A 12,166-nucleotide genomic window follows, 5' to 3' on the forward strand; every position below is an offset into this window, starting at 1 on the left:
AATCGAGAAGAGGTAATAGTACGTAACTTTATTAATTTGATAACAATATTATGCCTTGCTCCCGCCTCAGCCTCGCTTTTAGTCCATGAAGGGTCCCCAAGAGGGTTGGCGGACATCGGCACCGGGAATACTTAAGATTTGCTTGGAGTTACCATCAATCGATACTGCAGCCAGAACTCGGCGAGCACCTACCCGCGTGGAATACAGCACATAACGGCCATTGGCAGCAAAGGAGGGTGATTCATCGTTGACGGTATCGGTGAGCGCCACCGTTTCGCCAGTCGCCAAATTCATGAGATGCACTTTAAAGCCGCTACCACCATTGGCAATGAACACCAGGTTTTTACCATCAGGAGAAATGCGTGGCGAAGTCACAAAAGCCTGCTTAAAACTAATTCGCTTGGCTCCTTCAGACCCTTCACCCTCAGCACTCATGCGATAAATCTGCGGATTACCGCCACGATCGCTGGTGAAATAGATAAAGCGACCATCGGGTGAAAATTGTGGTTCCGTATCAATCGTGCTACCCCGCGTCAGGCGACGTAAGCCAGAGCCATCAGCATTGATGAGATAAATTTGGGTATTGCCATCCCGCGATAAAGCGAGCGCAACTTTTTTGCCATCAGGCGACCAAGCGGGGGCACTGTTATTGCCCTTTTGGTTCGAGAGAGAAATACGCTTGCCGGTAGCCAACTCATGAATGTAAATCACCGGTTTGCGATCTTCAAAGGACACATACGCAACCCGCTTACCATCAGGCGACCACGCTGGCGAGATGATCGGCTCTGCACTATTGAGCGCATTACGAATATTTTGTCCATCCGCATCGGAAATGACCAAGCGATAGCGTTTGCCATCTTTAATCACATAAGAAAGGTTGGTAGAAAAAATGCCGCGTTCACCGAGTAATTTAAAAATAATATCATCGGCAATTTTGTGCGCTACTTGCCGTAAATTATCGGTACTAGCAGTGAGTACCAAGCCATTGAGGCTTTGCGATTTACGAATATCAAATAATTTATAACGGATTTCAAAATTAGTAGCACTTTTTTGTTCAACCGAACCAACTACTAAAGCATCAGCGCCACGTGCTGCCCAAGTTTTGTAATTGGGCGTGCCTTCGTCGCTTTCAGTTGCATTGCCGTTCTCGGTATTTTTAAAATAACCACTTCGAGCTAAATCTTGCCGAATAATATCGGTCACGCTAGTTGGTAACTTAGCCTCATTTTGAAAACGCATCACGGCAATGGGATAGAGCGCTTGACCAACCCCAGTAATTTCAATATTCATTTGCGCAGAAGCAATTGAGCTCAAGCTTAGCGTGCATGTAACTAAGAAGAATGAAACTAAAACGCGGCATGAATATAAATGAAGTTGCAAGTAAGACATTAATTTAATCCTTGGGTTTAAAGGTTAATTTCAATTGGCGCATTGGTATTAAACCATTGTCATCCTTTGGCAGGCTTTGGGCGCGATCGAGGGCAAGTAAAACCGCACGGTCCCAATTGGTATCACCGCTCGATGAGGCAATATTACGATTTAAAATCGCACCGTCAGGAGCGAGTTCAATCTCAATCACCACCGCAGGGTTACCCACCACTACTTCTGGATTAAACACAATGAAGGGCTTCACTTTGCGCCGTACCTTATCCGCATAGCCCGCAGGCGCATTACCACCAGCGCCAACGCCACTGCCGACTTTACCGCCGCTACCGCCTTCGGCACCAGCGGCCGCTTTCAAGCGCGCTAATTGATCAGCGCGGGCTTTGTCAGTAGCGGGATTGGCTTTAGCTGCAGGTGGGGGTGGAGTCGGTGCAGGCTTTGCGGCCTTAGGTGCCTCTTTAGCCTTTGGAGGCAAGGGTGGCGCAGGTTTCACCACTTTGGGCTCCACCTTTGGCGGAATCACTTTATTTTTCTTGAGGGCAATATCTGCATTGTCAATTTTTAGATCGAGTTTAGGGGCAGGCTCGTCAATTACTGGGGTGGGTAAAGTGGCATCCCATAATTCAACTTCGACGCCAGCAGGAGTGCTACTCCGCCAACTAATGCCAAAGGTTAGTAAGGCCAATAAAGCTAAATGCACAATTAATGAGAGGGTAATTGCGCTCCCCGATTTTTCTTTGGGAATTTTCTTGGGCCGTGATTCTGGCGAACCATGAAAGGGAAACCGTGGCGCAGTCCAATTTTGCGTGCTACTCATTAGGCGTCCATGAATTCATGATTGCATTCATCTGGCTTAGGTTTATTGGCTCTTTACAGCTAGACCAACTCGCTTCACACCATTTTCTTTTAGCTTAGCCATGACATCCATTACCACTTCATATTTAACCGATTTATCTGCTGCAAGTACAACAGCTTGGTCAACTGATTTTTCTGCTTGAGTGCGAGCAAAAGTGCCAAGCTCAAGTGCTGTTAGTGATTGAGTGGGTGAGCCCTCGGAGCGCACGGTAATATTTTCTTTGGCATCAATATTTAAAAAGATCGGTGGTAAGGGTTGGGTTTTAGCCCCCCCTACCGTTGGTAAATTCACAATGCCTGGATTGACGGCTGAAGCAGTCACCATAAAAATAACCAACAAGACCAGCATCACGTCGATGTAAGGCACGACATTAATTTCCGACATCACCCGCCGACGGGAAGAGCGAAAAGAAGAGCGGGTTGATTGCGCCATCGTGATTGATCGCCTAATTAATCTTAACGACCTGCTTGGCGCTGCAAAATATTAGTGAACTCTTCAATGAAAGTTTCAAAATGAATTGAGAGACGATCGATATCAGTGGCATTGCTGTTGTAGGCAATGACCGCAGGAATGGCTGCAAATAGACCTATTGCAGTTGCCACTAAGGCTTCAGCAATTCCAGGGGCCACAGCTGCCAAGGTGGCTTGTTGCACATTAGCTAAGCCCCGGAAAGCATGCATGATGCCCCAAACTGTGCCAAACAAGCCAATATAGGGTGAAACTGAGCCGACTGAAGCTAAGAAGGGTAAATTGGCCTCCAGACGGTCCATTTCACGTTGGTAGGCGGCTTTCATGGCACGACGTGCAGCATCAATTTCACGGGCTTTCAAGAACTCTTGCATTCCTGCCGCAAAAATACGCTCAAGAACAGCAGCGCTATGGGTGGTTCTCTGGGCAGACTCAAGGAGGGTATTGAGATCGCCGCCAGACCAAAAATCCCGTTCAAAGCGTTCAGTATCTTTGCGCACAGCGCGCAAAATCGAACTTTTCTTAAAAATGATGGCCCAAGACGCAATTGACATCACCATTAATAAGGCCATAACGCACTGCACCAGCAGGCTGGCATTAAGGACGAGAGAGAGAATCGAGAGGTCTTGAGCTGAATTCATAGGCTTTTTGTATGATGTAGGGTGATTTTATCGCTAAAACCAAATGCCACTAAATGCTATGCATAATAAGTTAGGTGAGAAGTCAGTAGAATAAATCAGCAGAATAAATAAGCCCAAAAATACGATAGGAGCTGTACATGTTTGACCGTCAAAATACTTTAGCCAAAACCGACCCCGAATTATGGGCTAGCATTGAAAATGAAAATCGCCGTCAGGAAGAGCATATTGAATTAATCGCCTCGGAAAATTACACATCTCCAGCAGTAATGCAGGCACAAGGTTCGCAGTTAACGAACAAGTATGCCGAGGGCTATCCCGGCAAACGTTATTACGGCGGATGTGAATTTGTCGATGTGGCCGAGCAATTAGCCATCGATCGTGTAAAAGCTTTATTTGGTGCAGAGGCTGCTAACGTGCAACCGCATTGTGGTGCTTCGGCGAACCAAGCGGTATTTTTAGCTTTCTTAAAACCTGGCGATACCTTTATGGGTATGAGTTTGGCAGAAGGTGGGCACTTAACCCATGGCATGGCTTTAAATTTAAGTGGTAAATGGTTTAACCCAATAGCTTATGGTTTAGATAAAAACGAAGTCATCGACTATGAGCAAATGGAACGGTTAGCGCGCGAGCATAAACCGAAGTTAATTATTGCTGGTGCTTCTGCTTATTCACTCAAAATTGATTTTGCCCGCTTTGCAAAAATAGCCAAAGAAATTGGCGCAATATTTATGGTTGATATGGCGCACTATGCGGGCTTAATCGCCGCCGGTGAATATCCAAATCCTGTGCCGCATGCAGATGTGGTTACTTCAACTACCCATAAAAGCTTACGTGGCCCCCGTGGTGGCATTATTTTAATGAAGGCTGAGCATGAGAAGGCCATTAACTCCGCGGTCTTTCCAGGCTTACAGGGCGGCCCCTTAATGCACGTCATTGCTGGCAAAGCAACGGCTTTCAAAGAGGCGCTTGAGCCGAGTTTCAAACAGTATCAAAAGCAAGTGATTGCGAATGCCAAAGCCCTAGCTGCTGCCTTAACCGAGCGCGGTCTGCGCATTGTTTCTGGTGGCACAGAAGCACACGTGATGTTGGTTGATTTACGTGCTAAGAAAATGACCGGTAAAGAGGCTGAGCGTATTTTGGGCGAAGCCCACATTACCGTCAATAAAAATGGCATACCAAACGATCCTGAAAAACCCATGGTGACGAGTGGTATTCGCTTAGGTTCTCCAGCGATGACAACCCGCGGTTTTAAAGAGGCTGAAGCCAAGCAAGTAGGCTATATGATTGCGGATTTATTGGATAACCCCAATGATCCAGCCAACATTGCGAAAGTGAAGGCTCAAGTAAGCGAGTTGACTAAGCGCTTTCCGGTTTACAGCTAAAAACAGATATCCAGCGTGCGCTGTCCATTCTGTCATGGTGACGATACTCAGGTAATGGATACGCGTGAGTCCGACGAGGGCGATTCGATTCGCCGCCGTCGGCGTTGCGCTTCTTGCGATAAACGTTTTACAACCTATGAGCGTGCTGAGCTAACTCTGCCCGCAATTGTGAAGAAAAATGGTAGTCGAGTTGAATATAGTCACGACAAATTAATTAGCTCGATTCGTTTAGCCTTACGTAAGCGTCCTGTTTCAGCCGACGCAGTCGATGAGGCAGTGGGTCGTATTGAAGAAAAACTCTTAAGCTTAGGTGAAAAAGAAATTCCGAGTGAGCGCGTCGGTGAGTTGGTGATGCGCGAACTTAAACGCCTTGATAAGGTGGCCTATATTCGGTTTGCTTCGGTATATCGCAGTTTTGCTGATATTGAGTCGTTTGAAAGCGCCTTAAAAGAGCTTAAATAGACATCTTGCTGCAGGGCTTCGGTGGGTTAGCTGTATTTAACGATGCAGTAAATTGCTCTTACACCATCGCGCCAACCAATTTTCTTACCCTCATCATAAGTGCGTCCGTAGTAAGAAATGCCGACTTCAAAAATTCGGCATTTTAACTTTGCTACTTTAGCGGTAATTTCAGGCTCGAAACCAAAGCGATTTTCTTCGATCTTGATGCTTTGAATAATTTCGCGGCGAAACACTTTGTAGCAGGTTTCCATATCCGTTAAATTCAAATTGGTAAACATATTTGACATTAAGGTTAGTAGGCCATTACCAACGCGATGCCAAAAATAGAGTACGCGGTGGGCATCTCCACCTAAAAAACGTGAACCAAATACCACGTCGGCACGGTTTGTTAAGATTGGCTCAACCAGTCTTGGATATTCATTGGGGTCATATTCCATATCTGCATCTTGAATAATGACTAAATCGCCCGTCGCCGCTTGAATGCCTGTGCGCAAGGCTGCACCTTTACCTTGGTTCACATCGTGATAAAGCACTTGACTGACTCGACCTGATTTTTCAATTTCATTTTTTAATTTATCGCGCGTACCATCTTTTGAGCAATCATCAACGATGATAATTTCTTTCTCAGGATATGGGGCAGCATTTACAGCATCGATGATCGCATCAATGGTATTTAATTCGTTGTAGCAGGGGATAATAATGGATAGGCGCATAATTTATCGATTCTAATAGAATTATAACCTTGTCAGATGACTTAAATGACCAAGGTTGAGTTGAGTAAGAGACTGCTTTCCAAGTAGCAAAAAATAGCTTGCAGGGAGCAATAACGCGATTATTAAAGGCCAACAATGGGATCAATAGTAATTGATACATCATGACAGGCAATGCCCTGTAAATAGGAGCCATCAGTTCTCTCAATTTTTTTTAGAAAAACTCCAGGAATGGGTTTGCCTTTCAAGAGGGCTTGTTTGCAATCAGGAATACTGGTACTGTAAATCGTAGTGCCCAAGGAAAAATCAGCTTCTTGAAAATTTTTAGAACATGAAGGTCTTATTTCAATGATATTTACAGCATAATTTTTCATCTCATCATCTGAAACCGCATTAATTCTCCCATATGCCTTTAAACGATCCATATATGGTATGCAGGAATTCATTGTTGGGTGATGATGGCCGGCAGGAAATTGGCCAGAATAACCATTAACCGTTGGCAGGCCCATGTCCTGTGCAATTACCATAGCATCTAGTTCAGTAAGGTACCAGGGGCCTTTGCCATCATTATTTATAAACAAAATGCTATTAGGTGGCAGAGGCAATGGCAAAAGAGCCATCACATCATTTTTTCTTGTAGACCAACTCTCTAATGGCGCTCTGACATTAGTAAAAAATATAACCTCTAGACTTAGTAATACCGCTATCAGGATAGAAAAAAATAGGCGTTTTAAATAATCATTTTGGCTAAATCGGCCAATCAAGCCGTCACAACTAAGGGAGATAAGAATCGCTACGGGAAGGCCCAATACAATTACCATACGGGTTACAGCCCGAATTGACATGATTCCAGGTATTGCCAAAAGAAATTCATAAACACTTGCTAATCGACCTCCCCCAATGCCAAATTTAAGTGTTAGCAAAAAAAGAATGAGAAAGGAAAAAAATGCCACTTTACCAACTGCATTCTGACTCTGGGCGAAGGGTCTATTCTGACTAAAGTAGTTAAACCAGGGAACTAGGCAACCGAAGATAAATAAAATAGATACGCCAATTCCTAAAAACAGCTGGTGTTCGCCTCTATAGGTAACCTCCGTAAACCAACTGCCAACAAAAGAGCTGAGTGGCGAACGATCTGCAATTAGATAGCTTTCTAGTCGCGGAAGCATCTGTTTAATTTCCAACATACTTCTGCTAAATCCATACTGTTGCGCAACCTGATAGTACTTCTGCAGCAATAAAAATAACCCAGCAATACTGAGAATAATTAAAGATAAAAAAGCAATCCGAGAGCGTTTCTTCGATTTAAGCCAAGACTGCGTGAGCCCCTCCAAAAAATGATTCTTTAATAGGGGTAGTAAAGCAATTAAAGAAGCTAGCAGAAGAAAAATGAGGAATAAGCCCAAATAAATCGAGCAATAAAATTGCACGCATATCCAAAATGCAAGCACCCCTAAGGCACTTATTTTTTGTTTATAAATAAAATTCCAGAGTGCATAAAATGCTAGAGGAATGGCAAAACGATAGACTAATTGAGAGTGTCCATCTTGAGCCAGTGCTGGTAAAAAGTAGGAAAAAACAAAGGCTCCTGCGCTTGCGGCGAAGATAGAGAAATGGAGTTTCCGTAAAACGATATAGCTAACAATAAAATTAAGCGAGCAGCCGACAACATACCAGCCGCTGAAGGCCTCTTCACGCGTAAATCCAAGCCAGCGAAGTAATAAATAAGGCAAGGCTGAGCCGAAGTGATTATCACTAAAGGCTAATGCACCCTGATTGGGGTAAAAGAATCCAGGGCTCCACAGATCGGTCCACCGCCCTGATACCCAGCCAAATAGATGCTCAAGAATGACCGCATTAAACCTGCCATCTGCTAGATCACCAGGTGTAGCCTTGAACCAATCGACTGATGGCATTGAATAGCCGAAAAATCCAATACATCCAAATAGAATAAGCGGGTAGTAAAGACCAAAATAGGTTTTGGCGTTAGTAAAAAAAGACAAAAAATTAGTCCACTTAGAAAATTATTTGAGGACCTCAAAGATTGCTGTCGTGATGTCATCAACACTTCCCGTGCCGCTGACTTTGCGGTAGGCTGGCGCCTTTACTTTAGCTTGAGGGTCGGGGGTATTTGACCAGTTGAAATAGTAATCGACGAGGGGCCGAGTTTGGTCGTTATACACCTGCAGACGTTTGCGCACGGTTTCTTCTTGATCATCATCCCGCTGAATTAGCGGCTCGCCAGTGACATCGTCTTTACCTGCAATCTTGGGTGGATTAAATGTGAGGTGATAAGTGCGCCCCGAAGCAGGATGCACACGCCGACCGCTCATTCGTTCAATAATGGCTGCAAAAGGCACATCAATTTCTAATACATAGTCGATGGGAACGCCCGCGTCTTTCATCGCTTGGGCTTGGGGAATGGTGCGCGGAAAACCATCGAATAAATAGCCCTGTGAACAATCGGGCTGAGTTAAGCGATCTTTTACTAGACCAATAATGATGTCATCCGAAACAAGGCCACCGGAGTCCATAATTTTTTTAGCAGCTATACCTAGTTCCGTGCCTGCCTTGACAGCAGCGCGCAACATATCACCCGTTGAAATTTGTGGAATGGCAAATTGCTTGCAAATGAATTGGGCTTGAGTGCCTTTGCCAGCGCCTGGCGCGCCCAACAGTATTAAACGCATTGTTATTCCCCTCAAACCGACAAAAATGGATATAAAACGTGATTGTCCTGTATTTTTTCCTGCTTAACGCTGGGCTGAGCTAAGGATTTTCCCGATATTGCCCTTAAATTAGGGTTGTGAGCGGTCGTGGTGTTGCGCCTATTGCCAAATGGCCCTCACCCGCTCGAGATCTTCGGGGGTATCAACGCCAGCGGGCGGGGCTTCATTAGCAATACAGACTTGTATTGGATAGCCATGCCATAAAGCCCGTAGCTGCTCAAGTGATTCAGCTATTTCAGGGGGGGCGGCGCTTAATTGCGCATAAGCCAAAAGAAAGTTGGCCCGATAGGCGTAGATGCCTAAGTGGCGGTGGTAAGTTGGCTTGGGGGAGGCTAGTTTAGCGCTCTCTGCTGAGACATCGCGGCAAAATGGGATGGCTGAGCGTGAAAAATACATAGCCTCACCAGCCTGATTCAGGACCACCTTAACAACATGAGGACTGGCAATTTCATTAGCGTCTGCAATTGCCACTGCAGCAGTCGCAATTGCAGCGTGTGAATGCGTTAGGAGAGTGAGCGCTACTTGATTAATTAATGCAGGCGGAATTAAAGGCTCATCGCCTTGTACATTCACCACCACATCATTGGGTTTCAGTGCAAGCAATTGGGCCACCTCGGCTAAGCGATCGGTGCCAGTTAAATGATCTGCTCGCGTCATCACACACTCAATTTGATGTAAGGCGCAGGCTGCTTGTATTTCTGTAGAGTCAGTGGCAACGATAACTTTTTTGGCTAGCGATTTTCTGGCTTGCTCTGCCACTCTTACCACCATGGGCTTACCTGCAATATCAGCTAGTGGTTTACGCGGCAAGCGGGTTGAATCAAGTCGAGCTGGAATGAGCACAATGAATTCATTTAATGGCGCAGTGGAACTCATCTTGGGTGCAGAACGAAGAAGTAAAAAGTAATTAAGAAAAGATTTCGTCAGGCGTCAGGCTGCGCGCTTCATCGACTAGCATCACGGGAATGTCATCTCGAATTGGGTAGGCTAATTTATCGGCCTTACAAATCAACTCTTTTTTACTGGCATCGAAATGCAGTGGACCTTTGCACAAGGGGCAAACCAAAACATCTAATAAGCGTTTATCCATTATGTCTTTTCCTTATCCAGTTACACATTCATATTAAGTTAATAGTGATGTTATTTCAGGCGCGGATCAGGACGAGAAATAATCGAGATGACCCAGGTCATAAAATCAGTTGACAGGGCAACTTTCATCGGCACCACCCAAAGGCGTTCATCAACAATATGTCGACATTTTACGGCATCCTTTTCAGTCATTAAAATACACTCAGCTTTTATTTCAGCAAAAAACTCACTCGAGTAACTACTGTGATCAGGTAAGGCAATGCACCGTGGTTCAAGACCATGTTCATTTAAGCAAGTAAAAAAGCGACTGGGGTTACCGAGGGCAGCGATAGCAACGATCGTCGTGGGAGCAAACATTTGCGCAATTTCTGCCAATGAATATTGCAAAGAATGATCATTCAAACTATAAGCTAAGCCTATTTCAGGCGAGAGATAAACCGCCCGCTGTTCTAAAAAATAATTGGGGTCAGTAGCGTTATCAATTTCGACACTAGTCATCAGCGTGGCATCGCGTTCACGCAGAGCAGATTCGCGCAGCGGGCCCGCGGGCAATAAAAAACCATTCCCTTCGCCGCGGCTATCACGCACCACTAATTCAATATCTCGACCGCCTTCACGGGCGGGCCAACGCGGGAGGCCAAAATTCTGTAGGCCATCATCACTAATGATCACATTGACCTGAGGATTTTTATTGAGCAATGCGGCAATACTTTTACGCCGATTTGCCTGAACCCAAAGGGGAATGGTGCCATGGGTTTTTTGCGCAATCAAAACCGGTTCATCGCCAACTATTGCAGGATCAGAGCGTGGCGTTACTTCGATCGCTTCCCGCAATTTTGTGGCATGGTAGTGGGTAGACTTTTTCTTACTGTCAGCACTTAAATATCCCCGACTAATAATCCCGGGGTGCCAGCCCAGCGCCTTCAGTTGTAGCGCAAGCGCAATCACAATTGGGGTTTTGCCTGTGCCACCCACCCGAAGATTACCAACGATGATGATTGGCACCGGCGCAGCTTTAGCAAAATTGAAATCTTGAGCTACGTTGCGTAAACTTAAGAACCAACCGTAGATGAGCGCTAGTGGCCAGAGCGCATAACTCAGCAAGCGGCTGAATAAATTGCGTTTATCCCAAAATTGTGGCGCCGTTAGCATATGGTCAGCATATCTTAGGCAGCATCTACTTATTTGGTTTGGCTAGTAAAAACAATATTACTTAAATTGGCATCACGGGCAGCTTCTAGCGCTGTCATCACGGCCTGATGAGATGCACGGGCATCAGCATCAATGCTTACTTGCAGGGCTGACTTAGTATCGCTAGAGTTAGTACCAGCAGGCTTAGCAATGGCCAGCTGCGCTAAAGCGTTGCTGAGCTGCTCAGTACTAACGATGCGCCCATTTAGCGCATAGCGTCCATCGCGACTTACTGCTAAATGAATTTGCTGACTTTGATTTGCAGAATCAGTAGTACTTGCGTTTGGTAAGGCGATGGCCAATTCTTGAAAGCGTGTAAAAGTCGTCGAGATCATTAAGAAAATTAAAATAACCAGTAAGACATCAATAAATGGAATTAAATTAATTTCTGGGGGTGTAGTGGCGCCAGCAGAAGTCCGACTACGAAACAGGCCGTGATTTTTTCTTAAAGAAAAACGTCCAACGCTAGCTTGATTTTTATTCATCGTTAGCAGCGGGATAGAGTTTTTTAAATAACTGGCGGGTAAATTCTTCACACTCGCGTTGGCGTTGATCGGCCATTGAGCGTAAGAGCCGCCAAGCAGCTAAAGCGGGAATGGCAATTAATAAACCAAAGGCAGTGTTGTAAAGTGCCACCGAAATACCATGCGCTAGTTGTAATGGGTTACCAACAGCACTTCCTTGACTGCCAAAGATTTCAATCATGCCCACGACTGTGCCAAATAAGCCGAGCAAGGGTGCTACGGTGGCGATGGTTGCGAGTGCACCTAAGTAACGGTCTAGCTTCAGCCAAACTGCCTCAGCGGTGGCCTGAAGCTCTTCTAGGGCATCGTTAGCGGGCTGACCCGCCATCTTTTCTGCCAGAGCGCACGCCAAGAGCGAACCTACAGGTGAAGAATTTGCAATTGCGCGTATCAAATCGGCGAGATGGGGATTTGATTGCTTGCCAGCGACACTCTGGTTTACCTGCAAACCTAGTTCGAAGGCTTCCTGCAAAACCCGTGGCGGCAAAACCCGTTTTTTACGTAAATACCAGCTTCGCTCAATCAAAATGGCTAGGCCAAAAATAGAGACTGCTAAAAGAGGCCAAATGGGCCAACCGGCTGCAAGTAAGATGGTATACATAGACTTTCAGTACTTTAGCAAACTAAACGGAAAGTACGAGTCAAGCCTGTGGATAACTCTGTGCAAAACTTTTTTAAGGGGCTAAGCTAAGTGATTGATTTTTCGGTAAAGTGATTAATTTATCAATTTT

At 45.4% G+C, this 12,166-nt stretch carries 14 protein-coding genes; 2 read left to right on the forward strand and 12 right to left on the reverse strand.

What is annotated here, in order from left to right:
• Positions 1–78 precede the first annotated feature (78 nt).
• Genes tolB through tolQ form a run of 4 tightly spaced genes read right to left on the reverse strand, consistent with a single transcriptional unit; the run spans position 79 to position 3,348 of the window.
• Positions 79–1,389 carry a Tol-Pal system beta propeller repeat protein TolB gene (gene tolB / locus LZG75_RS03030; protein ID WP_255696346.1) on the reverse strand — a complete coding sequence of 437 codons (1,311 nt, stop codon included), beginning with the start codon at positions 1,387–1,389 and terminating at the stop codon, positions 79–81.
• A 4-nt stretch (positions 1,390–1,393) separates the two neighbouring features.
• Positions 1,394–2,200 carry a cell envelope integrity protein TolA gene (locus LZG75_RS03035; protein WP_233934997.1) on the reverse strand — a complete coding sequence of 269 codons (807 nt, stop codon included), beginning with the start codon at positions 2,198–2,200 and terminating at the stop codon, positions 1,394–1,396.
• A gap of 42 nt (positions 2,201–2,242) precedes the next feature.
• Positions 2,243–2,671 carry an ExbD/TolR family protein gene (locus tag LZG75_RS03040; protein WP_233923043.1) on the reverse strand — a complete coding sequence of 143 codons (429 nt, stop codon included), beginning with the start codon at positions 2,669–2,671 and terminating at the stop codon, positions 2,243–2,245.
• A 23-nt stretch (positions 2,672–2,694) separates the two neighbouring features.
• Positions 2,695–3,348, reverse strand: coding sequence for a protein TolQ (gene tolQ, locus LZG75_RS03045; RefSeq protein WP_233923042.1), 654 nt, complete (start codon positions 3,346–3,348; stop codon positions 2,695–2,697).
• Positions 3,349–3,485: 137 nt separating this feature from the next.
• Here tolQ and glyA point away from each other — a divergent pair, with 137 nt between their 5' ends.
• Together glyA and nrdR are read left to right on the forward strand one after the other, a co-directional pair.
• Complete coding sequence (glyA, locus tag LZG75_RS03050) at positions 3,486–4,730, forward strand: serine hydroxymethyltransferase (protein WP_233923041.1); 1,245 nt, start codon at positions 3,486–3,488, stop codon at positions 4,728–4,730.
• A gap of 15 nt (positions 4,731–4,745) precedes the next feature.
• Positions 4,746–5,192 (forward strand): transcriptional regulator NrdR, encoded by a 447-nt coding sequence (nrdR, locus tag LZG75_RS03055; RefSeq protein WP_233934999.1) that lies wholly within the window; start codon positions 4,746–4,748, stop codon positions 5,190–5,192.
• 26 nt (positions 5,193–5,218) lie between these two features.
• On the opposite strand, the gene LZG75_RS03060 is transcribed toward nrdR, so the two are convergent.
• The 8 genes from LZG75_RS03060 to LZG75_RS03095 all read right to left on the reverse strand — a co-directional run bounded on the left by LZG75_RS03060 (position 5,219) and on the right by LZG75_RS03095 (position 12,036).
• Positions 5,219–5,905, reverse strand: coding sequence for a glycosyltransferase family 2 protein (locus tag LZG75_RS03060; RefSeq protein ID WP_233935003.1), 687 nt, complete (start codon positions 5,903–5,905; stop codon positions 5,219–5,221).
• A 122-nt stretch (positions 5,906–6,027) separates the two neighbouring features.
• Positions 6,028–7,818, reverse strand: a complete 1,791-nt coding sequence (locus LZG75_RS03065; RefSeq protein ID WP_233935005.1) for a hypothetical protein — start codon at positions 7,816–7,818, stop codon at positions 6,028–6,030.
• 108 nt (positions 7,819–7,926) lie between these two features.
• Entirely contained in the window at positions 7,927–8,592 is a 666-nt protein-coding gene (gene adk, locus LZG75_RS03070) for an adenylate kinase (RefSeq protein WP_233935008.1), read from the reverse strand.
• A gap of 138 nt (positions 8,593–8,730) precedes the next feature.
• Entirely contained in the window at positions 8,731–9,507 is a 777-nt protein-coding gene (gene kdsB / locus LZG75_RS03075) for a 3-deoxy-manno-octulosonate cytidylyltransferase (RefSeq protein WP_233935010.1), read from the reverse strand.
• 31 nt (positions 9,508–9,538) lie between these two features.
• The gene (locus LZG75_RS03080) at positions 9,539–9,721 is read right to left on the reverse strand and encodes a Trm112 family protein (RefSeq protein ID WP_233935013.1); all 183 of its coding nucleotides are present in this window, start codon (positions 9,719–9,721) and stop codon (positions 9,539–9,541) included.
• 50 nt (positions 9,722–9,771) lie between these two features.
• On the reverse strand, positions 9,772–10,872 hold the full coding sequence (gene lpxK / locus LZG75_RS03085; RefSeq protein WP_233935015.1) for a tetraacyldisaccharide 4'-kinase: 1,101 nt from the start codon (positions 10,870–10,872) through the stop codon (positions 9,772–9,774).
• Between the two features lie 29 nt (positions 10,873–10,901).
• Entirely contained in the window at positions 10,902–11,396 is a 495-nt protein-coding gene (locus LZG75_RS03090; RefSeq protein WP_233935019.1) for a biopolymer transporter ExbD, read from the reverse strand.
• Complete coding sequence (locus LZG75_RS03095) at positions 11,389–12,036, reverse strand: MotA/TolQ/ExbB proton channel family protein (RefSeq protein WP_233923032.1); 648 nt, start codon at positions 12,034–12,036, stop codon at positions 11,389–11,391. The genes LZG75_RS03090 and LZG75_RS03095 overlap by 8 nt, the downstream gene beginning before the upstream one ends.
• Between the last annotated feature and the right edge of the window lie 130 nt (positions 12,037–12,166).

Origin of the sequence: Polynucleobacter sp. IMCC30063 (genome assembly GCF_021395235.1) — a bacterium.
Taxonomy (GTDB): domain Bacteria; phylum Pseudomonadota; class Gammaproteobacteria; order Burkholderiales; family Burkholderiaceae; genus Polynucleobacter.

What these genes read in the sequence shown, in the direction of transcription:
- LZG75_RS03040 (WP_233923043.1), bottom strand. Translation starts at nt 2,671, where the DNA reads ATGGCGCAATCAACCCGCTCTTCTTTTCGCTCTTCCCGTCGGCGGGTG.
- lpxK (WP_233935015.1), bottom strand. Translation starts at nt 10,872, where the DNA reads ATGCTAACGGCGCCACAATTTTGGGATAAACGCAATTTATTCAGCCGC.
- glyA (WP_233923041.1), top strand. Translation starts at nt 3,486, where the DNA reads ATGTTTGACCGTCAAAATACTTTAGCCAAAACCGACCCCGAATTATGG.
- LZG75_RS03090 (WP_233935019.1), bottom strand. Translation starts at nt 11,396, where the DNA reads ATGAATAAAAATCAAGCTAGCGTTGGACGTTTTTCTTTAAGAAAAAAT.
- kdsB (WP_233935010.1), bottom strand. Translation starts at nt 9,507, where the DNA reads ATGAGTTCCACTGCGCCATTAAATGAATTCATTGTGCTCATTCCAGCT.
- tolB (WP_255696346.1), bottom strand. Translation starts at nt 1,389, where the DNA reads ATGTCTTACTTGCAACTTCATTTATATTCATGCCGCGTTTTAGTTTCA.
- LZG75_RS03080 (WP_233935013.1), bottom strand. Translation starts at nt 9,721, where the DNA reads ATGGATAAACGCTTATTAGATGTTTTGGTTTGCCCCTTGTGCAAAGGT.
- LZG75_RS03095 (WP_233923032.1), bottom strand. Translation starts at nt 12,036, where the DNA reads ATGTATACCATCTTACTTGCAGCCGGTTGGCCCATTTGGCCTCTTTTA.
- LZG75_RS03035 (WP_233934997.1), bottom strand. Translation starts at nt 2,200, where the DNA reads ATGAGTAGCACGCAAAATTGGACTGCGCCACGGTTTCCCTTTCATGGT.
- LZG75_RS03065 (WP_233935005.1), bottom strand. Translation starts at nt 7,818, where the DNA reads ATGCCATCAGTCGATTGGTTCAAGGCTACACCTGGTGATCTAGCAGAT.
- LZG75_RS03060 (WP_233935003.1), bottom strand. Translation starts at nt 5,905, where the DNA reads ATGCGCCTATCCATTATTATCCCCTGCTACAACGAATTAAATACCATT.
- adk (WP_233935008.1), bottom strand. Translation starts at nt 8,592, where the DNA reads ATGCGTTTAATACTGTTGGGCGCGCCAGGCGCTGGCAAAGGCACTCAA.
- tolQ (WP_233923042.1), bottom strand. Translation starts at nt 3,348, where the DNA reads ATGAATTCAGCTCAAGACCTCTCGATTCTCTCTCTCGTCCTTAATGCC.